Origin of the sequence: Maribellus maritimus (genome assembly GCF_022267315.1) — a bacterium.
Lineage (GTDB): Bacteria > Bacteroidota > Bacteroidia > Bacteroidales > Prolixibacteraceae > Draconibacterium > Draconibacterium maritimum.
In genome coordinates this window covers 118617-142335 of the sequence record NZ_JAIKLE010000009.1, presented here as the reverse complement: position 1 = coordinate 142335, position 23719 = coordinate 118617, and the positions used below count along the sequence as shown (strand labels likewise).

The 23719-nt window shown below is 37.5% G+C and carries 19 protein-coding genes; 3 read left to right on the top strand and 16 right to left on the bottom strand.

The window, feature by feature from the left end:
- Positions 1 to 12 precede the first annotated feature (12 nt).
- Entirely contained in the window at positions 13 to 549 is a 537-nt protein-coding gene (locus K5G00_RS10360) for a GNAT family N-acetyltransferase (protein ID WP_238766091.1), read from the bottom strand.
- Between the two features lie 16 nt (positions 550 to 565).
- Entirely contained in the window at positions 566 to 1243 is a 678-nt protein-coding gene (locus K5G00_RS10355; protein ID WP_238766090.1) for a DUF6962 family protein, read from the bottom strand.
- 208 nt (positions 1244 to 1451) lie between these two features.
- Here K5G00_RS10355 and K5G00_RS10350 point away from each other — a divergent pair, with 208 nt between their 5' ends.
- Complete coding sequence (locus tag K5G00_RS10350; RefSeq protein ID WP_238766089.1) at positions 1452 to 4112, top strand: WD40/YVTN/BNR-like repeat-containing protein; 2661 nt, start codon at positions 1452 to 1454, stop codon at positions 4110 to 4112.
- A 147-nt stretch (positions 4113 to 4259) separates the two neighbouring features.
- Positions 4260 to 5132: a tetratricopeptide repeat protein gene (locus K5G00_RS10345; protein WP_238766088.1), complete on the top strand. Its 873-nt coding sequence runs from the start codon at positions 4260 to 4262 to the stop codon at positions 5130 to 5132.
- Positions 5133 to 5138: 6 nt separating this feature from the next.
- Here K5G00_RS10345 and K5G00_RS10340 read toward each other — a convergent pair whose 3' ends face one another.
- From K5G00_RS10340 to K5G00_RS10310, 7 genes are all read right to left on the bottom strand, one after another.
- A complete protein-coding gene (locus K5G00_RS10340; protein ID WP_238766087.1) occupies positions 5139 to 6785 on the bottom strand; it encodes an ArnT family glycosyltransferase in 1647 nt (548 codons plus the stop codon).
- Between the two features lie 7 nt (positions 6786 to 6792).
- Complete coding sequence (locus K5G00_RS10335) at positions 6793 to 7440, bottom strand: phosphatase PAP2 family protein (RefSeq protein ID WP_238766086.1); 648 nt, start codon at positions 7438 to 7440, stop codon at positions 6793 to 6795.
- A 275-nt stretch (positions 7441 to 7715) separates the two neighbouring features.
- Positions 7716 to 8732 carry a pirin family protein gene (locus K5G00_RS10330; protein ID WP_238766085.1) on the bottom strand — a complete coding sequence of 339 codons (1017 nt, stop codon included), beginning with the start codon at positions 8730 to 8732 and terminating at the stop codon, positions 7716 to 7718.
- A gap of 1 nt (position 8733) precedes the next feature.
- Positions 8734 to 9654, bottom strand: a complete 921-nt coding sequence (locus K5G00_RS10325) for an aldo/keto reductase (RefSeq protein WP_238766084.1) — start codon at positions 9652 to 9654, stop codon at positions 8734 to 8736.
- A 56-nt stretch (positions 9655 to 9710) separates the two neighbouring features.
- Complete coding sequence (locus K5G00_RS10320; RefSeq protein WP_238766083.1) at positions 9711 to 10520, bottom strand: FRG domain-containing protein; 810 nt, start codon at positions 10518 to 10520, stop codon at positions 9711 to 9713.
- A gap of 133 nt (positions 10521 to 10653) precedes the next feature.
- Positions 10654 to 10890 (bottom strand): hypothetical protein, encoded by a 237-nt coding sequence (locus K5G00_RS10315; protein ID WP_238766082.1) that lies wholly within the window; start codon positions 10888 to 10890, stop codon positions 10654 to 10656.
- Positions 10891 to 11092: 202 nt separating this feature from the next.
- Positions 11093 to 11797: a class I SAM-dependent methyltransferase gene (locus K5G00_RS10310; protein WP_238766081.1), complete on the bottom strand. Its 705-nt coding sequence runs from the start codon at positions 11795 to 11797 to the stop codon at positions 11093 to 11095.
- Positions 11798 to 11872: 75 nt separating this feature from the next.
- Here K5G00_RS10310 and K5G00_RS10305 point away from each other — a divergent pair, with 75 nt between their 5' ends.
- A complete protein-coding gene (locus tag K5G00_RS10305) occupies positions 11873 to 13120 on the top strand; it encodes an outer membrane protein assembly factor BamB family protein (protein WP_238766080.1) in 1248 nt (415 codons plus the stop codon).
- Position 13121: 1 nt separating this feature from the next.
- Here the strand turns inward: K5G00_RS10305 and K5G00_RS10300 are convergent, their stop codons facing one another.
- From K5G00_RS10300 to K5G00_RS10270, 7 genes are all read right to left on the bottom strand, one after another.
- Positions 13122 to 13904, bottom strand: coding sequence for a PhzF family phenazine biosynthesis protein (locus K5G00_RS10300; RefSeq protein WP_238766079.1), 783 nt, complete (start codon positions 13902 to 13904; stop codon positions 13122 to 13124).
- Positions 13905 to 16319 carry a TonB-dependent receptor gene (locus K5G00_RS10295; RefSeq protein ID WP_238766078.1) on the bottom strand — a complete coding sequence of 805 codons (2415 nt, stop codon included), beginning with the start codon at positions 16317 to 16319 and terminating at the stop codon, positions 13905 to 13907.
- Positions 16320 to 16448: 129 nt separating this feature from the next.
- Complete coding sequence (locus tag K5G00_RS10290; protein ID WP_238766077.1) at positions 16449 to 18881, bottom strand: GH36-type glycosyl hydrolase domain-containing protein; 2433 nt, start codon at positions 18879 to 18881, stop codon at positions 16449 to 16451.
- A gap of 90 nt (positions 18882 to 18971) precedes the next feature.
- A complete protein-coding gene (locus tag K5G00_RS10285) occupies positions 18972 to 20930 on the bottom strand; it encodes a sialate O-acetylesterase (RefSeq protein WP_238766076.1) in 1959 nt (652 codons plus the stop codon).
- Between the two features lie 49 nt (positions 20931 to 20979).
- Positions 20980 to 21285 carry a winged helix-turn-helix domain-containing protein gene (locus tag K5G00_RS10280; protein WP_238766075.1) on the bottom strand — a complete coding sequence of 102 codons (306 nt, stop codon included), beginning with the start codon at positions 21283 to 21285 and terminating at the stop codon, positions 20980 to 20982.
- Positions 21278 to 21904 carry a hypothetical protein gene (locus tag K5G00_RS10275; protein ID WP_238766074.1) on the bottom strand — a complete coding sequence of 209 codons (627 nt, stop codon included), beginning with the start codon at positions 21902 to 21904 and terminating at the stop codon, positions 21278 to 21280. The genes K5G00_RS10280 and K5G00_RS10275 overlap by 8 nt, the downstream gene beginning before the upstream one ends.
- 172 nt (positions 21905 to 22076) lie before the next feature.
- The gene (locus K5G00_RS10270) at positions 22077 to 23597 is read right to left on the bottom strand and encodes an alpha/beta hydrolase (protein WP_238766073.1); all 1521 of its coding nucleotides are present in this window, start codon (positions 23595 to 23597) and stop codon (positions 22077 to 22079) included.
- Positions 23598 to 23719 lie beyond the last annotated feature (122 nt).

The following is a 23719-nucleotide window of genomic DNA, read 5'->3' as shown; positions in this document are numbered from 1 at the left end:
AAAATGAATAGATTATTTTATTTCTTCGTCGAGGATGGAATAATGATAATTGTCTATCCATTCACCTCTGATAGGTAATATTTTTCTTCGGATACCTTCTTTGGTCATCCCCGCTTTTTCCAGAACTCTTATCGAAGCTAAATTTTTTGTAGCGACACCGGCTTCTATACGGTGTAATTTATATTCGGAGAATCCAAAATATATTAATTCTCTGGCGATTTCGGTTGCATATCCATTTCCCCAGAATTTTGGAAAAAGTTTGTAATAAAACTCACCCATTTTAAAACGGTCATTTGAGAGTGTCATTCCAGCCAATCCGGCAAAGGCAGAATTCTCTTTAATAATAACTTTCCAGCAAAATCGGGAACGAGTTTTTTTTAACTGATTTTCAATATCTGCCGAAATAATTTTTCGGGTTACTTCAATATTTTCCGGAATACCAAGGGTGTTAAACTCGTCTACTTCAGGAATTGAGTGTAATTCATGGATTTTTTCCAAATCATCCCATGAAATTTCAAAAAGTTGCAGGCGGTTAGTTTCAAGTTTCATTTTTTTTATACCAAATCTAGCTAATTTTTGCTGACGACATGTCGATTCGTTTGGCTCCCTGATAAAAAAAAGTTGCGGCAACAGCCATTAAAACATGGCTAACAGATAGATAATTAAACCATTGGTGTGGTGATATTTTGTTCATAAAGAAAATTGCAGCCAATGCTGCAAACGCTACGCCTGTAAGTAAATATTTAGTTGCAATATTTTTGGTTTTGAGAAAAAGAAATCCTTCCAAAGAAAGAACAACAAACATTAATCCGTAACCCGAATGAAATTCAACATAAAAGAAATTTAGAGTGACAACAGTAAGTGTTAAAAATGTGAGAAATTCTATAATATTAATAATTCCAAAGATCTTTACGAGAGAATCTTTCAACCATATCCGGGTATGCTCAATAGCTGCACGTTCAACAAACATAATTGAAATCATACTGGTAATCCAACCCGGTAATTTCCAATAAAAGTTGAAAGCGTATAAAAATGCGTGACCAATTAATCCTCCCAGCATGGTAGCAATTCCCATTACAAAGAAGTAAATCTTGAAATATAGAAAAGTTTTTTCCTTCTTTCCGCTTTTGTGAATTTTATACGCGTATATAAAACACAGCACGGAAACCAGCAAATCGGTAATGGTAACTATTGGTTCATCTATTCTTATTCCTCCTAAAACGATCGAATTTATTTCATCCATATAAGTATATAAATTTTTCAGAATTTGGTGGTTCTGATGTTTTTAAGTTTTTTAAAGTTATTGAACATATATATTTAACCAAAAAAAGATTTATAATGTTTTAACAAAATATTTTCATTGCTTTTATTTTGAAATCGAGTGATTGGTAGCAGCATATTTAATTTTTTATAATTAGATTGCAGTAATATTTACTTCAATAATTACAATCATGACAAATAGGAGAACGACAAGATTAAATTTGTTTTTATTATTTTTTGTAAGTGTTGTTTTTTGTAACAATTCAGCCTTTTCTCAAGAGGTGGTTGAAAAAACATCAGCTAAACAGCGAGCGGAGTCGTATGAGAAACACAAACAGTTAACTGAAAATTCGGTATTTAAAAATTTACCATGGCAGTTTATTGGGCCCTCAAATGTGAGTGGGAGGATGACTGATGTTGAAGTGGTAACCCCAAAGGGAGAAAATTATACGATATATGTGGCTGGTGCCTCGGGAGGAATTTGGAAAACTAAAAATGAAGGGATTACCTGGATACCGGTTTTTGAACATGGTATGTCGACAGCTTTTGGTGATTTGGCACTCGATCCGCAAAATCAAAATGTAATTTGGGCAGGAACAGGAGAAGCAAATATTTTTCGCAGCTCAAATGCAGGGGCAGGGATCTATCGATCAAAAGATGCAGGAAAAATCTGGGAACATCTCGGACTAACAAATACAAATACAATAGCCCGAATTTTGGTTCACCCTGAAAATTCAGACGTGGTCTATGTTGCCGCCGGTGGAAATGAATGGACAAACGACAAAGAAAGAGGTATTTATAAAACAGAAGACGGAGGTAGAAGTTGGAATAAGATTCTTTATGTTGATGAAAAAACCGGTGCGTATGATTTGATAATTCATCCTGAAAATCCGGAAATAATGTATGCCACAACATGGCAAAGAATTCGAAAAAAATGGAATGACCCAAGAAACGAGGACGACTACACCGGAAGTAACATTTTTAAAACTTCAGATGGTGGAAAGAACTGGAAAAAAATAAACAGTGGACTTCCTGATGGAAAATTCCGAGGCCGAATTGGAATTGATTTGTGTAAAAGTTCTCCAAACACTTTGTACGCATTTATTGACAATTATGAAAAATTGCCAAATGAAACTGGTGAAGATCAGTCTGATGCTTACGGACGCCCCAGTAGCGGGAGAATAAAGGGAGCAACAGTCTATCGTTCGGATAACGGAGGGGAAGACTGGCGTCAGGTAAGTGAAAAAAACACATATATGGAAGGGCTTTCCGGAACTTATGGATGGGTTTTTGGACAAATGCGTGTTGATCCGGTAAATCCGGATAAGATTTTTGTTTTGGGCTTGTATTTGAATGTTTCGGAAGACGGAGGAAAAACTTTTCGAACCCTTGACGGAATGCATATGGATCACCACGGTTTGTGGATTGATCCGAAAAATACAGATTATATAGTGAATGTAAATGACGGAGGTGTTGCAATTTCATATGACGGGGAAAATTTCAGGACATTTTACGACAATCTTCCACTGGTGCAATTTTTTAATATTAACGTCGATATGGCGGAACCGTTTCATGTCTATGGCTCAGTGCAGGATCATGGAAGTTATCGGGGAGTGGTTGATTTAAGCCGCGGAAGAAACAATATTCAACCTGTTGAGTTTGAAAGCGCACCAGGTGGAGAAGGCAGTAACCATTTTATCGACCCGAATAATCCGGATAAAGTATATTCAGCAGGATTTTACGGAACCATTTCAAAAACGAATATGAAGACTGGCCAAAGCAAAAATATAATGCCGCCAACACCCGATGGAGTAGACAAATTGCGTGGTCAGTGGCTGGCTCCGTTTATTTTATCGCCGCACAATCCGGGAATCATTTATCACGGGACTCAATTTGTCCACCGTTCGATGAACGAGGGAGAAACCTGGGAGAGAATCAGTCCGGATTTAACTTATAACGACGCAGATAAAAAAGGAGATATTCCATATCAGACTATTTTCACCATTTCAGAATCGCCTTTAAAATTTGGATTAATTTATGCTGGAACAGACGATGGGCGTGTTTGGGTAACCCAAAATAGTGGAACCGAATGGCAGGAAATAAACAAAAAATTGCCTTTCAGAAAATGGGTTTCGCAAATGGAAGCATCTCGTTTTGCTGAAGGCCGTGTTTACATGAGCCAGAATGGAAAACGTGATGATGATTTTGCGGCATACATTTGGAAATCGGAAGATTATGGCCAGAATTGGGAAGATATTACGGGCAATATTCCTTGCGGCCCCGTAAATGTGATTCGTGAAGATCCGGTGAATGAGAATATTCTTTATGTGGGAACTGATTATGGTGTGTATATATCATTAAACCGTGGTGAAAGCTGGAGTAGTTTGCCGGGGAATTTACCAACCACTTATGTTCATGATTTGGTCATTCATCCACGTGAAGATTATGCAGTAATTGGAACACACGGGCGCGGCGCCTGGGCGATGGATATTCGCTTTATTCGTGAAGTTGCCGAAATCGATCCGCAAACAGCCGGGAAAATATTAACAATTGAAGATTGTCGTTTGCCAGTTCGGCCGGGTAGGTGGTTTCGCAGAACAGCCAAGGATTTGTATGCCTCGTTTTATTTGAGAAGTGAAGGAAAATATTCAGTCGAGATTATTGGTGAAAATGGTTCAATTGAAAAAAGTTTTGACTTTAATGCCGACAAAGGATTAAATTTCTTTAGCTGGGATTTGATGTTGAATGAAGACGAAATGATAGAGCCGGGAAAGTATAAATTAAAAATTACCGGTTCAGATTTTTCCGGTGAAAAAGAATTTAGTATTACTCAAGCTCAGTGGAGAAGATAGTTTGAATTGAAAATAGCGACCTAAAGCCTTGCCTTTCCTGGCAGGGCTTTTTGTTGAAACAGAAAATTGAAAATCGATTTTAAGTTGACACAAAATATGGTAGAAAAATAAAATGTGTTAGTTTTGTCGGCTTTTAATGAATTGATTATGAGAATAGAAATATATATATTAGTCGTTGGTATCTTCGTGTTGACTGCCTGCAGCGGGCCCAAATCGTTAACTTCTTTTAAAGATAATGCTGAAAATGCAGCTTTACAGGGAAATCATAATCTTGCAGTAGAAAGCTGGCAACAGTATTTTAACCAACAACCTGCTGAAGAAATAAATGGTGCATCTTATGCAAAAGCAGCACAATCAGCTTTCCAGGTTGGCAATAATGAGCTTGCTGTAAATTGGTTTGACCAGGCACGGTATAAGAATTTTTCAAGTGCAGAAATGTATGCATCACTTGCTAAAATATTTCGTACAGAAGATAATCTTTCAAAAGAATTAAGTGCTCTGGAATTTTATACTGAAAATTTTAATGAAAACCTGAGTGAAATCAATGCCCGCCTTTTTGAGATTTACTATGAAATAGAAATGTTTGATAAGGCGCTTACAGTCTGGGGTAAATTGGAGCAAACTTCAAAGAATGAACTGGCAAATCAGGAGAATTTTTTTCAAATAAACCTGGAAAAAAAGAACACGGAAGTGTGCGATTCTCTTTCATTGATTATTCTTGAAAAAGATTCACAGAATATTGAAGCTTTAGAGTGGAATGCCAAAAAGTTTTACGTGAAAGCTGAAAATCGATACAAAGAGGCAATGGAGAAATACAATAAAAATAAAACCACCAAACAATATCGTATTTTATTAGAAGAACTGGAAAAGGTTACCGCCGATTTTAAAAAAGCGTTGCCATTTTTTGAAAAACTCTGGGAAATAAATCCTGAAGAAAAGTATGCAGGTTATATGGCCAATATTTATGCCCGTTTTGGGAATGAAGAAAAATCGAACTACTACAAAAAATATCTAAATTGATATTGTTTACTTTGCCTCCCGCTTAAAAAATACAAACCCGTTTTTTTCTCCGATTTTTTTTATATCCTGATATTCTTCCAGTCTTTGGGCACGGTGAATTTTGGTTACAAAATAAACGTCCTTATCAATATTGCCGGTTAGAAGCCATTTTTCATCGTAGAAATTTTTATTTTGAGGCGGTGTTGTTTCACCATAAAAATAGGTAGCATACGATCGAAAATAAATATTTTTTAAATAAATATCTTCTTCGGCATGGGATTTGAAAAATTCGATCAAGGCGTTTTGTGAATATTTTTCTACTTTGGGCACTACCAGTGTAATTACAAAAAAAGTAAAGATGAGTGTCGTTCCCCATAGATAAATAGCTCGTTTTAGCACATCGGTTTTAGGAATCCGAACTAAAATAAGAATGACAGAAACAACCAGGAAAATTCCGGGGATAAATTCAAAACCATTCCAGTTTGCGGTTGCCTGCAGGTTTCCAACAGTAAACTGATCGTGAATCCAGTTTTTTGCGATAATTTTGTTTTTTATTTTATCAACAAAAGGGAGCATGATGACCGGGAGGGCAAATAGCACAGCAACAAAAATCAATAATCCGGAAATCCATTTTTTCCAGATTTGTTTATTTTCTGAAGCACGGTAAACAAAGTTGGCTGCCAAAAATGTCAACGGAAAATAGGCGAGGGAAGAGTAATGAACAATTTTTGTTTTTACAATGGAAAAAAGAATAAGGACGACCCAAAACAGGATGAGCATCCATTTTTTCATTAAACGGTGAAAATCATCGTTGATGTTTTCTCTTTTGAATGATTTTAACGCCAAAATTGATGTGGGAAAGACAGTAAAAAAAAGCATTACAAAGTGATAAGCAAAAAAACCACCATGTCCGGCATCTTGGGTCTGAAACAGTCTGATTTGATAAACAATAAATTCAACTACCGTATCGTAATGACCTGTCAAAATCTGAATAATAAACCATGAGCCTCCAACCAGCGCCAGAATCAAAAAGTAAAGCAAGACTTCAGTGATTTTTACCTTCACTTTAAATCTGACAAGAATCAAAAAAACTCCCGCTGTGAGCGCAATCAGTAAAAATCCAACGGGCCCTTTTGTTAAAATCGCAAATCCGGCGAAAGTGGCGGCAAAAAAAATGTTTTGTTTTCTTTTTGTATTCTCCGGAGAAGAATACAAGACCAGAAAATAAACTCCTAGAAAAATAAACAAGTTAAACCACGGGTCAATGATTCCTGATTTAAAATAGAAAAAGGGAAGGACAGAGCCTGCAAATGCGAGTACCCACAAAAGTCCAAACAGATTGTGGTGAATTCTTCGGCCTATCTTAAAAATTACCAGCAAAGTAAGCACGCCGCAAATTGCATTTGGAAATCGTGCCGCAAACTCGTTTATTCCAAATACTTTCATTGAAAGAACCTGCATCCAGATAAAAAGAGGGGGTTTTTCCCAAAAAGGAAGAAAATTGATTTGAACCGTCAGGTAATTTTTGGTAACGATCATTTCACGGGCGGCCTCGGCAAAATTAATTTCGTCCCAATCGAAAAGATGAACGCCTCCCAGAAAAGGAATGAATAGAATTGATGCTACGGCAACAATAAACAGTTCAATTTTAAGTGGATGAGTTTTATTTATCATATTAATTTTACGAGCGCCGGATAAAAGAGCGGTTTAACCAGTGTTTGTCAATTTTTTCAAACGAAAGCCAGGTTAATACTATTAACATAACTCCAATTATCGAACCAGCAGTGATATCAATAAGGAAATGTTGTGAAATATACACTCGTGAATATGCTACAAGTGCCGCCAGTATAAAAAATATAAACTTTAGAAAATTATTTTTGACCATCAATGCCATCATTAAGAACAGATTAAAAGCAGTGGCTGTGTGGCCGGAAGGAAAGCTTTGCAGTGAGTGTAACTTTACACCTTCAACCAAATGAAGTTTATAATTTTCATACAATTCAAAATATTTTGAAGGACGATACATTTCGTTAAAAATAACCTTTTTGAAGATGTTTACAATTAAAGCTGTTACCAGGCTGCCTGTTAGGAATATCAGGGCATATCTGAATTTTATGAATAGTAGAGTAAGAGCAAGCAGCACAATCACTGCTCCGTCGCCAAAATAAGTTGCATATTTAAAAAAAACATCGAAAAAGGGAGAGTTTGCTTCATTGGATAAAATATGAAGGTCTGTTTTTGTATATACAACCAATAAAATAGTACACAGAATTACAAAAAGCAGGTAAGGAATAAAAAAGTAACGGTTATCATAAAATAGTCTCTTCATGCTGCATTATATTTTCCAGGTGGCTAAAATTCATTAAAAAAAACGGAATCTACAACAATCTTTTATTTTATCGAATCTTTAATTCATTATAAAAATTTAAAAAAAAGATTCTTCTATTTTAAACATTGGATAACTTGGTGAGTCTAAAAAGGGAATCATCAACTTTACGTTGTGTTTCTTTACATAGGTTTAATCCCGGTCAGAGGACCGGGATTTTTTTATAATATTTTATAAATACTTTATTTTCAGTTTTTTAACTGTTTCTTTAGGAGTAACTAATCTTTTAGAATTTCTTCACCATTCTCCATTTTTGCAAAACGTCCGCGTTCTTTGCCGTGCACCATTCCCGTTTCAGGCCATGGCCAACCACCAAATTGCGTTTTTTTGTAATCGGAAAACGCCTGTTTTATCTCCAATTCTGAATTCATTACAAACGGCCCGTATTGTACCACGGGTTCATTAATTGGCTTACCCTGCAGTAATAAAAACCTGCCGGAGGTATTTCCATTGTGGATTGTTATCTCCTGTGTTGAGTCCAACTCTAACAAATGATTTGATTCAATTTTTTTATGGTTTATCTGAATCGAATTTCCTTCAAAAAAATATAGTGAACGATTGATTTTTTCTTTTGAAACAGGAATCTTCCAGGAAGCATCTTCGTCCATTGTAATTTGCCAGATTGCTATATTGTTTTCTTCATTAAAGGCCCAGGAATCAGGTGTTGGTTCAGGTGCAGAAATATTTTCAATTTTGCCGGCAATAACATCAACCGATGTTTTTTTGTGTTTATCATCAGTGAATTCAATTAAAGGAATCTCTTCTCCCCATAACATTTTATATGCAGGCTTTACAAATTTCTTTTCTCCGGGCAGATTTAGCCATATTTGAAAAAGTTCAAGGGTGTTTGTTTCATTCTTTTTTAATAGAGGAAACATTTCGGAATGTTGCAGTCCGCTCCCGGCTGTCATCCATTGTACATCGCGTTCGCCGTATCTGCCCGCTGCTCCGTTTGAGTCTGAGTGGTCTACCATACCTTTGAAAACAAAGGTAATGGTTTCAAAACCCCGGTGCGGGTGAACCGGAAAACCAGGAACTTCTGTTCCATGGTACATTCGCCAGCCATCTTTTACAACAAAGTCATTTCCTAAATTTCTTCTTTGTAAAGAAGCATCCGGACCAAGTTTATCATTTCCTTTAGGGTAATAATCGAGGTGATGGACACAAAAAAGAAAAGGATCCTGTGTTACCCAGGGAAACCCTAATTTTTGAATTCGTAAAATTGGTTCTGTCATGTTAACTTCTCATTTCTTTTAGTGCTTTTTCAACTCTTCCCAGATAATTGTCAATTTGCTCTTTTTCTTCAAATCCAACAATCATCATATCAACACTTCCCAGTCCCAGAACAAAACGAAGCGAATTGTCAATCTTTTTACTATCGTTCCTCAATTGTCCGTTACCAACCAGTTTCATACCGATAATTCCTTTGCCGGCTTTGTGTAATTTGTGGATTACTTCCACCACTTCTTCCGGATCCGGTTTATCCATGGCTATTCCGTAAGGATTTATCCGGACGTGAATAACGTCAACCCAAGGACTTTCCAATGCATCTTTCATTGCATCCAGCGAGTGAACGGAAACGCCATGTGCGCGAATTACTCCTTTTGACTTTAAATTCTCCAGAATATCCATTTGTTTTTTCTGTGTTTCGGTCCAATTTTCATCAACCATACAATGAATTTGAACCAAATCAATATAATCGGTATTTAATTCTTTTCTAAACCGTTCAACAACCACATCAGCATCAGGTCTTTCTGTTTCCGGAATTCCACCTCCACGAACCCAGATTTTAGAAGTAATTGTTATTTCCTCCCTGTTCATTTTAGGAAGAACTTTTGCCATCATTCCGTGTGTTCCGTAAGTGTCGGCACAGTCAAAATTTCTAAATCCTCTTTCGTACGCATATCTCAGCAGCGCAAGGCTTTTTTCGTCTTCCTGCCGGGTTAAATACGAGGTTCTGTTTGATGCGTGAACTCCTGTTCCAACGCCGAGTAAAGTAGTTTCCAGTCCCGAGTTCCCAAGTTTCACTTTTTGCAACGGATCCATCGAGGAAAGTTGTGAAAATCCAGCGTATATTGGGTTTGAGAATAGAAGATGTGCTGTTCCGAGTGATAAAGCCCCAACAAATTTTCGGCGATTCATTTTTATCTTTTCCATAATTTCTGAGTTGGTTATTATTTTCAAAAATCGATAGTAACAACTATATCAACAAATTAAATACTTTTTGGTTGATAATGTCTTTTCAGCCAACTTGCCAAACCATCCAGTCCCGGAAATAATACACGTTCTGTAATGTTCGCCTGGTCGAGTTTGTCACGAACTTCCCATTTTAATTTTGCCGGAATAATAATTCTGCGATATACTTCAGGGTGGTTTGTTAACCAATCATCGAGAATGGAGATTGGGTTTGACATAATGGAAAAAAGGGCAAATTGATTTACGATTCTGTCGTCAATGGACGGAGGTTCAAAAAAGAGCACATTTCCGTGGCCAATTTCCTCGTCGAATTTTTGAACATTAGAAAATTCTGATTCCAACATTTCAACTGTAAAGGCATTACATTTTTCCTGCTCAAGAAGGATTTTTAGTGGCTCTGGAATTAATCGGTTCACTTTAACAAAATCCACTTTCCAAATTACTCCGTCAATATTGTAATGTTCAGTATTCGATGTTGCAAAATGCATGGCAATAAAAGGGGAGTAGGTCCAATCGAGCAGGCGGGTGGGCAATCCGTGATGTTGTGCCAACACAAGCGAGCGAAGTTGTGTATTTGTTAAGCTCGGCTCACTTGTTCGCGCATATTTGCGAAAATTTCTCAGAATGTGATATTCGAGCTCAGGATGTTCTCCGCAATTTCTTAAAAAACTGCTTTTTAGCTGGTAGCTGCAGTCCGATAAGCCCCGAAATGCGTAATCACTTCTGAATCTTCCCATCTGTGGTTTCCATGCATCGTGGTATACTTCGTCAACCAGTTGTGTCCAGCTTTCAATTACGGTGTCGTTTGATGTTATTTTACAGGTCATTTCGCGAATAAATGAGATGTTGACTAAATTGATTTTTGATCTACCAATTTACTAAAACAAAAACAGGAAACCATAAAATATGGTCTCCTGTTAACGAAAATTTGCTTTTGTTTTCGGAAAGCGTTATTCAATATTATTTGCCATTAAGAACCGGGTCTTCATGTTGTGTTGTTCCACCTTTTAATGAATCAGGTTGTGCCTTTTCAATATCCTTTTGTTCAAACTGGATTGACTTTGACGGCTTTGACGGAGTAATACAATTTGTGATAATTTTTTCAACCGGATTTGCTTTTTTTACAATGTCGATTTTATTCCCGATTTTTAAACCAAGAATATAAAAAATGGAGGAGATTAAAATAATTGCTTTCATTTGTTTTTCATTTTTGTGGAAGTAAATCCTTACACTAATTTTCAGGCTTTGTTTTGAATTTCAAATTCTTTACCAAATTAGGGAAACAAGGGTAAATGGGGAAATATTATCTGTGAATAAGCCGTATTTTTCTGCCAATGCCCCAAAATGGTCTATGAAAAGAGATTGATTTTTTATGTGATTCTAGCTGTTTTTTAAAAAACTATTTCAATGAAATTCTGGCCAGGTAATCGAAATGGTTGCCCGATGCAGCCAGTTCGCATTTTAATCCGGTATTGAGTGCCGTTTTATTTAATAAATCATAATCGATAAAAAGCCAGTTAAATTCATCTGTTTCGTTTTTATATTTGACTTTGTACTTCATTTCACCGTAGTACTTATCGCTGGCCAGATCGATCCAAAGCGAACCGTCGTCTTCTTCAAAAAGGTATTTTATATCCGATGAGTCGATCAGAATTTGTCCGTTTTCGGACAACAATGTTTTTATATGCCGGAAAAGTTTTTTTAATCCTTCAAGTGTTCCGCCGATTCCGGTTCCATTCATTAACAGCAAAACAGTATCAAAAGTATTTCCGGAGTATTCAAAAATATCAGAGCAAATAACCTTTTGAATTCCTCTTTTTTTCATTATCTCAACTGACAACTCCGATTTGTCAAGTGCAGTAATGTTAAACCCTTTTTTTTGAAGCGCTAAAGAGTGACATCCGGCGGCAGCTCCAACGTCAAGGACTTTTCCTTTGCATTTTTTTAAAGCAGCTTTTTCAATTTCCGGCATTTCATTTTCATCCCTGAAAAAATGGGATACAGAAATGTGTTCGTCCTTTGTATAGTTGCTGTCGACTTTTATATCGGGAGCTTTTCCTTTCCGGTAAAAATCATTTATAGCTAATCCAAAAGGGTCATTCATAACATGTAATGTTTTCAACGAAAGTAATACTTATATTTACCAACAGTATAAATTTAATAAATAAACCAAAACAATATGACCAGAGTTTTTTTCTTTATCATCGGATTTGTTTTTGTATTTAGCGCGTGTTCCGAGAAGAAGACACAAATTTCACAATGGCGAGGACCTAACCGTGACGGAATATACCAGGAAACAGGTTTGTTAAAAAAATGGCCTGAAAATGGCCCGGAATTACTTTGGTCTTTTGAAGGACTCGGCTATGGACATTCCAGTGTGGCAATTGCCGGCGACAATGTTTTTGTAAGCGGAATGAAAGATACAATTGATTCAAACGGTACATTATATTCTTTTGATAAAAATGGTAATTTGCTTTGGGAAAAAGAATACGGCCCGGATTATAACCTGATGTTTCATGGTCCACGTTCTACACCAACAATTGTTGACGATTTAATGTATTTTGAAAGTGGAATGGGGAAGGTGTACTGTCTCAATACAGAAAATGGGGATGAAGTGTGGTCGGTTGATTTTGTTGATGATTTGGGGGTTGATTCAATTATTCAGTTTGGCTACTCCGAGTCGGTTTTGATCGATGGAAACCGTTTAATATGTATCCCCGGGGGAAAAGAAAACAATGTGGTGGCATTAAACCGCTTTACAGGCGAAAAAATATGGAGTTCGACTGGAAACGGCGAGCAGGCAACTTATAATTCTCCGATTTTAATTAATTATAATAATCAGCGTTTGGTGGTTGGTATGACATCCGAATCGGTGATGGGAATTGACGCTGACACAGGTGAAATGTACTGGCGGATAGAACATACACAAGGAAATAAAATACATGCAAACACTCCGGTTTATTCTGATGGCAGGATATTGGTAGCTACTCCCGATCGAGGTGATACTTCGGGTATGATTCTGATACAACTTTCGGAAGATGGAAAAGATGCAGAGGTTTTGTGGAGAAATGAACGTTTGAGAAATTTTATGGGAGGTTTAATAAAACTCGATACCTGTATTTACGCTTCGGGCTACTTGCGAAACGATTGGCAAGTATTGAGCTGGAATACAGGTGAAATGATCGTTCAAAATAAAGATTTGGGAGGTGGGGCAATTATTTATGCCGATGGAATGTTTTATGGATACGCGGAACGAGATGGTGAAATTGCATTAATGAAAGCAAATCCTGAAAAAATTGAGATTGTAAATCGTTTTGAAGTTCCAATGGGGACGATGGAACACTGGGCACATCCGGTTATTGAAGATGGCCGTTTGTATGTTCGGCACGGCGATGCTTTAATGGTTTACAATATAAAAGAAGTCTGATTTATAAAAATATTGTTCCGGTTAGGAAAGTGGTTGCTTTTCCGCCAATTTCAACCCTTTCACCAGACGATTTGCAATGTAAAATTCCACCTCTTTTTGAAACCTGCCTGGCACTCATTTCTAATTTGTCTAATTTCTCTGACCAATAGGGAATAAGCATTGTATGAGCAGACCCTGTTACCGGATCTTCGTTTATTCCAACCGCCGGGGCAAAAAAGCGTGATACAAAATCAAAATCAATTGATGCGGCTGTTGCGATAATTCCCCGTGTGTTGGAAGCAAGAATTTTTTGAAAATCGGGCACCAGATTATAAATGTCCCGTTCTTTCTCAAAAATCAACATAATGTCATCTCTTCCCCGGTAACATTTTTTGGCCTGAATATTAAATGCAGTCTTGAGATTCTCTGGTATTTCAATTTCATAAATTGGCGAAACCGGGAAATCTAAAACAAGAATATTATGATTTGTTTTTACCTTTAAAACTCCGCTTAACGAATTAAAACGAATGTCAGGTTTATTATAATTTAAATGTTTGAATAATACGTGAGCGCTTGCAAGTGTAGCGTGTCCACACAGTTTTACTTCGGAGGCAGGTGTAAACCAACGAATATGAAAATCATTTTTTTCGGGAATAAAAAATGCCGTTTCCGAAAGATTATTTTCCAACGCGATGTTTTGCATTACTTCGTCGGGCAGCCAACTCTCCAGAGGCACAACAGCTGCCGGATTACCTGAAAAAGGCCGGTCTGAAAATGCATCTACTTTATAAATTGTAAGTTCCATTTAAAATTTAACCGTGAGTTTTAAATTAATTTTTCTGGATGTAAGATAATTAGGTACGGCATATTGATCGCCGGAATTGCTTGATACCCAAAAATACGAAATTGTATTGTTAATGTTTAACAGGTTAAATACTTCCAGGCTCAACCACATGTCGTTAATATGCCGGAATAAGTTTCTGTTAACCGGATTTGCTGCACTTATGATCACCTTTGAAAATCCTAAATCGATTCTTCTGTAAGCCGGCATTCTGTATGTATCCATATAACGCTCCGAGTTTGGCGGACCAACCGGCAAGCGCGCTCCGTAAAACCCGGAGAGCTGCATTTTATAAGAGGGATTTCCCGGTAGATAATCTTGAAAAAACAGGCTGAAATTCACCCATTGGTCGGTGGGACGGGGAATATATCCATGACCATCATTTTTAATATCTTCTTTTGTCGACATGATGGATAAACTAGCCCACGATTGAACCCCGCTTACAAATTCGCCATTAATCTTCATATCCAAACCGGTTGCATAACCTTTCGCTTCCTGTTCTCCCAGATACCGTATCCGAACGTTCTCGATTTGATAAGGAACTAAACGGTATAAATCTTTGTAATAAGCCTCGGCAGTGAAACGAAATGGTCGGTCCCAGGCGTTAAAAATATAATCGGTTCCGGCTACAAGCTGGAATGAGCGCTGTGCCTTTTGTGCATAATTTATATTGCCATCGGTATTTAACAGTTCTTTAAAAAAAGGCGACTGGTGATAAAATCCCGTGGATAAACTAAAAGAAATTTTATTTTCCCAATCAGGGTAGTAGCGTATTGTTGCACGCGGGCTGAGTAATATTTCATCGTTAAAATCCCAGTAATGAAAACGAATTCCTCCGGTGAGGTACAAATCTCCGCTGGAAACAGGTAAACTGTATGTGTCTTGAATAAAGCCGGTCAAACGGTTAGAGTTTGTGTTGCTTTTGCTGTTTAGTGAGTAAAATAAACTGACTTCTGTATCGGAATACGGAATTGAATAACCGGTTGAATCCCGGTAAATCCACTCGTTTATTTTATTATCAATCTGTTCATGCTGATATTTTATTCCCCAGTTTAACAGGTGCTTTTCCGAATTGTACGCTCCCCGGTGCGATAAGCTGTAAACAGTTGCATCAAGATAATTACGTGCGTGATTGATAAATGTTCCGACACCGAGGTTCAGAACGCTGTCGCCAAATTCCTCTGATGACATATTTCTTTCCAGTTCGTTTAAATAGTATTGACCTGTAATGTCGTAGGTTTCTTCCTCTGTTGCATAATAAGCTGAAGCAATCAGTTTCAGATTCAGGTTTCGATTTGGATGATAGTTTGCCGTTACTGCACCAAGATAAGTTTGAAAGTCATCAATCTCCTGTCCGTCAAAATAAACTTTTGTATTTAAAGGTGTTGTCCAGGTGCCAAAAGTTGTTTCACGGGTTTGCGGAATAAATTTGTATTCATTTTGAGCTACGTTCCCCAGAAAGGAAACATCAAATTTTTCAGAAAACTGGTAAGTGATATAAGTTTGAAAGTCGATAAAATTTGGATCGTATTCGCCCTGCTCATCCAGACTTCCGAGTAAATAACGATTTGTTTTGTAGCGAATTCCTGAAATATGTGCTAATCTTCCCTTTAATGCAACATCTTCAAAATGTGCCGAGGCTCCAAGAAGGCTCGCCGAAGCAGAACCTCTGAATTCGCTTGGTTTGCGGTATTTTATATCCAATACCGACGACATTTTATCGCCATATTTTGCATCAAATCCTCCGGCAGAAAAACTAATTGTTGAAACCAAATCACTGTTAATAAAACTCATTCCTTCCTGTTGGCCTGAACGAATCAGAAAAGGACGGTAAATTTCCACATCGTTAACATATACCAGATTTTCATCGAAATTTCCACCGCGAACGGTGTATTGCGAGCTCAATTCATTATTTGTTGAAACGCCGGGTAATGTTTTAATTAGTGCTTCAACTGCACCAGTTGAGGCGTCGGGAAGAATGGAGGCAAATTTGGGATCCAGACGGGTAACGTTTCCTGAATTTCGGCGCTGCTCCTGAACTGTTATTTCTCCCAGCTGCTGATTTAGAATTTTCATCGATATTTCCCTGAAAACGTCTTCTTCAATGTCAGCAAGAATCGTGTCTAAAACAGGCACATATCCAATCGATGAGTATACAACTACTATCTCTTTTTGCGCCGGAATCCGCAATAAAAATTCTCCTTTTCGGTTTGAACTTGTTCCAATAGGATAATCTTTCAGGGCAATGTTTACCATGTCGAGAGGGATGCCGGTTTCATCCGTTATCGTCCCCTTTAAAGTTGCATTATTGCTTTGTCCCAGTACTTTAATTTGCAGCGAGACAATAAATAATAAGAGAAAAAGTAGTCTGACATTCATTATGGACACAAAACTAATAATCCGATTTTATTATCAACTTTTTATTGATAAATAAATTGTTTGAAGGAGCGGATTTTTTAATTCCCGCCGTACAAAGTGTTATGAGCAGCGGAAAAAATAATACCAGATTTATCCTAATGCTACTAGCACTTCGCAACTACTTTCCGATTGTAACGGAATTTTGTTTCCTTCGATTGGTTTCCCGTCAACGAAAATTTCCGCTACGCCTTTTGAAAGATGTAAAGGATTTGAGACTTTTATATTGTACGTGGTTCCTCTGAATTTTCGCTGTATCGAAAAACTATCCCATTTTCTGGGAATACACGGGTTTATCACGAGTCCGTCATAATCAGGTTGAATTCCGAGGATATGTTGTGAGATGGCAAAAAAGTTCCAGGCTGCAGTTCCGGTGAGCCACGAATTTTTTGCTTCGCCGGGTTTCCACGCATCTTTACCTGCAATCATTTGCGAATAAACATAAGGTTCTGTACGATGTAAATCACTAATCTCCTCCAAATAGGACGGGCAAATTTTCCGGTAATATTCAAAAGCCTGGTCTCCATTGCCGGCTTCGGTTTCGCCAATTATAATCCACGGATTATTGTGACAGAAAATTCCGGCATTTTCTTTATATCCTTCCGGGTAACTGGTAATTTCTCCTTTGCTCAGATCATATTCTGAATAGGGAGGATTATTCAATACAATTCCGTATTCGCAATCAAGATATTTTTTTACGGAATCAAGTGCTTTTTCCGGCCAGCCTTTTTCTTTTCCTACTGCCGCCATAGTGCAGAATCCGTTTGATTCTATAAAAATCTTTCCTTCTCTATTTTCGGTGCTTCCTATTTTTTTACCATAAAAATCATAAGCTCTTAAAAACCATTCACCATCCCATCCGCGCAGGGCGATGGCCTGATTCATTTTTTCTACCTCCCGGAACACAAACTCTGCCTCAACAGTTTTATCCAGTTGTTTTAATAATTGAGCATAATCTTTACCGTAAAGTACAAACATTCCGGCAATCATCACCGACTCGGCGACACCGTTTGTTTTATTTTCTGTAGTTTGAAACGATTCATCGGGGTTGTTTGAAAAACAGTTCAGGTTTAGACAGTCGTTCCAGTCTGCACGACCAATTAACGGCAAACCATGCGGTCCCAGGTTATTTGTTACATGAAAAAAAGAGCGATTTAAATGGTCGAGCAGCGGTTGTGCTTTACTTTCATCGTTATTGTAAGCGACCATTTCTTTTAGAATGGAAAAATCGCCGGTTTCCTTGATGTATAAAGTAGTTGAAAGAATCAGCCAAAGTGGATCGTCATTAAAATTCCCGCCAATATCGGAATTTCCTTTTTTTGTAAGTGGCTGGTACTGGTGATAAGCGCCACCATCTTCCAACTGCGTGGCAGCTAAATCTAAAATTCGTTCGCGAGCTTTTTCAGGTATTAGATGCACAAAGCCGATTAAATCCTGGTTCGAATCGCGGAATCCCATTCCACGGCCAATTCCCGATTCAAAATACGACGCGGAACGAGACATGTTAAAGGTTACCATATTCTGATACTGGTTCCAGAGATTAACCATACGATCCATTTTTTTATCATGGCTCTTTACCTGGAAATTGGAAAGTAATTTGGTCCAATATTCGCTTAGTTTATATAGCTCTTTTTCAATTTGTTCAGGAGTATTTAATTCAGAAATAAGTTGTTTCGCTTTTGTTTTGTTGATTATTTTTTTTGATTCCCATTTCTCTTCATCTTTGTTTTCTATGTACCCCAAAATAAAAATGAGGTCTTTTTCTTCTCCCGGATTCAATTCAATTTCAAGCATATGAGAAGCAACGGGCGACCATCCGTGGGCCACTGTATTTTTTGATCTGCCTTCACGAACTACATCCGGATCGGCATAAGAATTATATAATCCTACAAATGATTCCCGATCGGTATCAAACCCGTCGATCTTTTTGTTTACAGTATAAAATGCATAGTGATTTCTGCGTTCGCGATATTCGCTTTTATGATATATCGCAGAGCCGTCGAGTTCAACTTCGCCAATGGAATAGTTTCTCTGGAAATTTGTCATGTCATCTAATGCATTCCAAAGATTCCATTCAACAAATGAAAACAATTTGAGTCTTTTTTGAACAGTACCATTATTCTTTAACTGAACACGCTGAATCTCGGCAGATTTACCCAGTGGAACAAAATAGGTTACCAATGCGGAAAGTAGATTCTTTGCTCCTGAAATTTTTGTATAGCCCAACCCATGGCGACATTCATAATTATCCAATTCTGTTTTAACCGGTTTCCATCCCGGCGACCATATTGTTTCACCTTCTTTTATATAAAAGTACTTTCCATTGTCGTCAATGGGTACATTGTTGTATCTGAAACGGGTAATTCTCCTGAATCGTGGATCTTTGTGGAAGCTATATCCTCCACCTGTGTTTGATATTAGGCTGAAAAAATCATCATTGCCTAAATAGTTGATCCATGGCCAGGGGGTTTTTGGGCTGGTTATTACATATTCTCTGTTGAGGTCGTCAAAAAATCCAAATCTCATTTTATTTTCTTTAGTCAAATTTTACGCAAATGTAACCCTTATTGTAAATTAGACAAAAAGAAAAATGAAATTTAACCAACATTAACGATTTTATTTTGTAATTCCGGGCCAGTCATCGGTTCTAAAGGGGTTTGCCGGCAGCCCTTCTTTATTATACAGATTCAGGTCGTCCGGATTATTAGCCCATCCATAGCGAACTGCTACAGGATTTTCTACTTCTTCTGCAGAAACCACGACAGAATTGTTAGTTGCCAACTCTGCTTTTGCCCAGTGGAATTTTTTGTCGGACCCGGCAATCTCAAATCCCTTTAAATATCCATATTTATCTTTTACTTTCAGACCCGAACCGGTTTCTGAAAAGACAATAGTTGCTTTTCCCTTGCTAAATTCAACCGATTCAAACATCGGGCCTGAAAAGACTATTTCTTTACCGTATGCAACTTTTAAGGCATTTAAAGCCAGCCGTTTCCCAACATCCTGCTTGTTTTTAGGGTGAATGTCATTTGCTTCGCCAATGTCGATTGTAACTGCCATTCCTGTATTGGGTAAAGATAAGGTTTTGGTTTGCGCTTCGCGTAATTCTGCCCATTCACTTGCAGCGGGTGTTTCAACCGGCTTCATATAGTTGGCTAAGGAAACAAAAAGAAAAGGGAAATCTCCCTGATTCCACTGCGCACGCCAGTCCTCAATCAGATCTGGGAAAATACGCTGGTATTGTTTTGCCCGGCTTGCATTTGATTCTCCCTGGTACCAAATTGCTCCTTTTATTGCATAAGGAAGAAGCGGATTTATCATTCCATTGAACAGAAGCGTTGGATAGGAGTTTGGCCCTATATTTACAGCAGACACCGAAGCTTTTGAGATTTTGAATTTCCAGTCACCTGAAATATCCATTTTTTCATTTCCTATCGCTATAAACTGGTCTTTGGGGTCTCCCCAAATTCCTCCATTCCCACCGGTATCGTCAACACGCACAACAATCATATTTTTTCCCGGTTGTATGTACTTTTTGTCAACGGTATAAATGCGCTCTTCATTGTATTTATTCTCTGTTTTACCAATTTCTATCCCATTTAAAAAAGTAATATCAGAATCATCTACCTTTCCTAAATGTAGTGTGAGGTTACTTTGCGACTGCTCTTCCGTTAACTGAATTTCTTTGCGGTACCAGCCAATTCCGTCAATGTCCATATATCCCTGTGCTTCCCAGTAAGTTGGAGTTTTGATGGTTTTCCAGTTGCTGTCGTTAAAATCAAGAGCCGACCACACCGGTTTCCCATTTTCCATTCCTTTGTCTTCAGTAGGAAACTCACCGCCAAGAATCTTTTTTACTTCTTCCAATTTTTGTTCTTTGTAGTTTTCGAGGTTCATCTGTTGCAGCTTAACCAACATTTCTTTAAAATCGGGGTCGTCTGAAATTGTCTCAGCGCTTGTCCATGTTTCAGCCACGGTGCCGCCCCATGATGTATGTAACAGACCAATAGGGACTTCGAGTTCGGTTTGTAGTTTTTTTCCAAAAAAGTAGCCGACGGCCGAAAAACCTCCGATAGTTTCTGGAGAACATTCTACCCATTCTCCCGACGAAATATCATCTTTTGGAAATTGCGCCACTGTTTTAGGAACAGTAAACAGCCTGATTTTCGGATAATTTGCCAAGGCAATTTCTTCTTCAGCATTTTTGCTTCGGTCGACACTCCACTCCATATTCGACTGCCCTGAACATACCCAAACATCACCAATTAGCACATTGTCAAAAACAATCGTATTTTTACCTTTTACAGTCAATGTATGTGGCCCGCCGTATTCCTGTACCGGTAAATTTACTTTCCATTTACCCTCAGTATTTGCTTTTGTACGAATGGTTTTCTTGTTAAATATTACCATTATCTGTTCGCCTTTGTCTGCCCACCCCCAAACCGGGATTTCAATTCCTTGCTGAAGAACCATGTTTGAACTAAAAATACGGGGAAGTTTTACGTCTGCTTTTACGATATGAGATAAAAAAACAAGAAGGAGAGAAGTGAATGTGATATGTAATAATGTTTTCATCAGATAAGTTTTATTTTTACCAAATCTATGAAAAATTAAGGAAATGATTTTAGTCGTTTCCGGGACCCGAAGCTTTTTTAAAATATTCAGAAATTGCCGCAACATAGCTTTCGTAGGCTGTAATTCCTTTTTCGGTGATTTTTATTGTGGTTAAGGGGTAGTTGTTCCGAAAAGACTTTTTGATTTTTATATATCCTGCCTCATTTAATTTTGATAGTTGAAAGCTCAGGTTCCCTTTTGTTGTTTCAATGTTTTCCAGCAAAAATGAAAATTCAGCCGATTTTAAGGGCAGCAAGATTGACATTATCGAAAGGCGCACCTGTGAATGCAAAAGCGGATCGAGATCTTTAAACATGGGCGGTTTGTTTTTTTTGCGAAGTATACATCAAAATTCCGGGAATGATAAAACAAATAACTTCTGCAATACCGCGAATCAAAAATTGATCGTTTAAAGAAAATCTTGCTGCAGTTACTGCCGCTATCCACATTATAACTCCGCTAACAGAAAGAAGATAATACCTGTAAATTCCTCCTGAGACAAAAAAAGCAAATCCAATTAGTACCAACTGGAGCGGTTGTAGAAGAGCAAAATTTATATCCGTTAAAATATATTTTGTAATAAGTACCATCATGTTATGAGCGATAATAACACCAATCCAAACAAAACGCGTGGAAATGGCTGTGTAAGTTATTGCTTTCTTTTTTCTGAAAAAGATAAAATAGGCGGTTAGAGCGATTACCGCGATTCCAAACAAGATTTGTAATGTGTCAAGAATATTTCTTATCCACCATGCAGTTAAAACGGCCTGTTTGTAATATCTCCATAAGTTGCCAAAAGAAAATACAAATCCCCAGCAGATAAGTAATAATCCATCATCAGTAAGCAATTTTTTTGATGTCTCGATAGTTGCATTTATAATTTGCAGAGATTTTTTTGCGTCTAAAGTTTCTTTTTGGTCTATTGCTTTTTCCATGATAATTGGTTTTGTTTACTAAATTAAACTAGTTTGTAATACAAACCAAATTTTCGAACAAAAAAATGTTTGCAAAAGCAAAAATGTCAGGCAGATACGCCTTGGTAAAAAACAAAGATTTTCCCACGAAGCACTTTGTATAAATGCTTCAGAGATTTATAACTGTCTTTTATTATTTATCTGGATTTATCTTCTCCTGGATTTGCTGGTAGACTTTAATAAAATCATATTCTTCACAATGACCTTTCATGGGCGAAAAATGTATCGTCGCATCAGATTTCGGGTCATCTGTTCGGTATAACATCGCATCAAATGCGCGCATGGCAGGATTTAAATAGAAGTGATCCATATCCGCAACCCAAATCCAGATTTTGCCTTGAATTTTCGGACCCAGTGTTTCCCAGTTGTTTTCCACCATGTCTTTTAAATCATGTTTTCTCCAATACTCGGCAACTTGCCTGTCTATTTTGCCGGTAGCAGGATCAAAGAGGGGTTTGGGTAAGTCATTCTCTCCTTTGGGACTAAAAAGGGCAGAGAAGGCACTAAATTGTCCACCCGAATTAAGATATGTGTCAGAACTTCCCTGGACATTTTCAAATTGAATGTAATCTTTTTGAGAAACCATTGGCTCGCCGTTTACATCTCGCACGAGAGGGCGCAGGTACCCAAATTCGTTATAAAAAGCATTGTCGTCTTTGTAGATATTTATTAACTGGCAATTTTCGAAATCAACCTGATCGGGGCTGTAAGAAAAACAACCGTTAAAAAAATCAGGATAGAAAAGTTGCAAGGCCAGTGATACCCATCCTCCTGTGCTGCAACCGTCCAGGTAACGTGATTCAGGAATCGCTACTCCACGATAATTCTCTTCAATATAGGGTATAACCTCCTCTGTAAGAGAAGTTCCGTAGGGGCCGCTGTTGTCTGAGTCGAGCTGGTAGCTGTCACCAAAGGGACCTTCGCCATCTAAAAAAACAGTAATCATTTCAGGTCCTTCTTCTGAAAGATACCACTCCATAAACGAGTTGTTTTCCACATGTCTGTTTGCACGCGTGTATCTTCCTCCGTAACCGGCAATGTTATACCTCACCGGGTATTTTTTGTCGGGTTTGTTATAAAAGCTTTTGGGCAACAAAACCGCCGCTTTTACAAACATATCTTTTCCCCACCAGTTAGAGAGGAGTTCGCTTTTCAGGTTCACCTCCTTTAAATATTTATTTTCAACCAATTTTCGTGGTAAAATAATTTTTGTTAATGGAATCTCAATGCTTTTATTTTGTTGAAGGTCAATATCCACCACATCACTATATAAATTTCCTGGTGCATTTATTCTTGATTCCTGTATATCCTGATCCCATAAAACCTGAATTCTATATTTTCCAACAGGAAGAGAGTTTAGAGAGATATCAACAGATTTTATAACATCAGTTTTACCGTCAAAAGTAAACGCAGATGTTGCCTCCCAATTTTCGATATTGGTAGCAAAAATATAGTTGGTTTGGCTTGGGAAAGTATTTAGTCGTGGTTCACCTCTTGTATTGGGATTTATAAAAAGGAATATCCGCCCGGAGTTGATAAAATTATCCCGAACTTGTTTTGACACGGTAGTGTTTACTTTTAACGAACTTGTCTGTGCAACAATTTCCGGGAGAATGATAAACAAAGAGAGAAAAATTATGATTGCTTTTTTCATCTGTAAAGTTGATTTATGAATATTTCCGTTTTTAAGATAAAAATCAAACCTGAAAGTTTAACCTGTTTTTATGAATTAATTTAGAAAAGTTAAACTTTAAACAGATTTTGTGAAAATCAAAA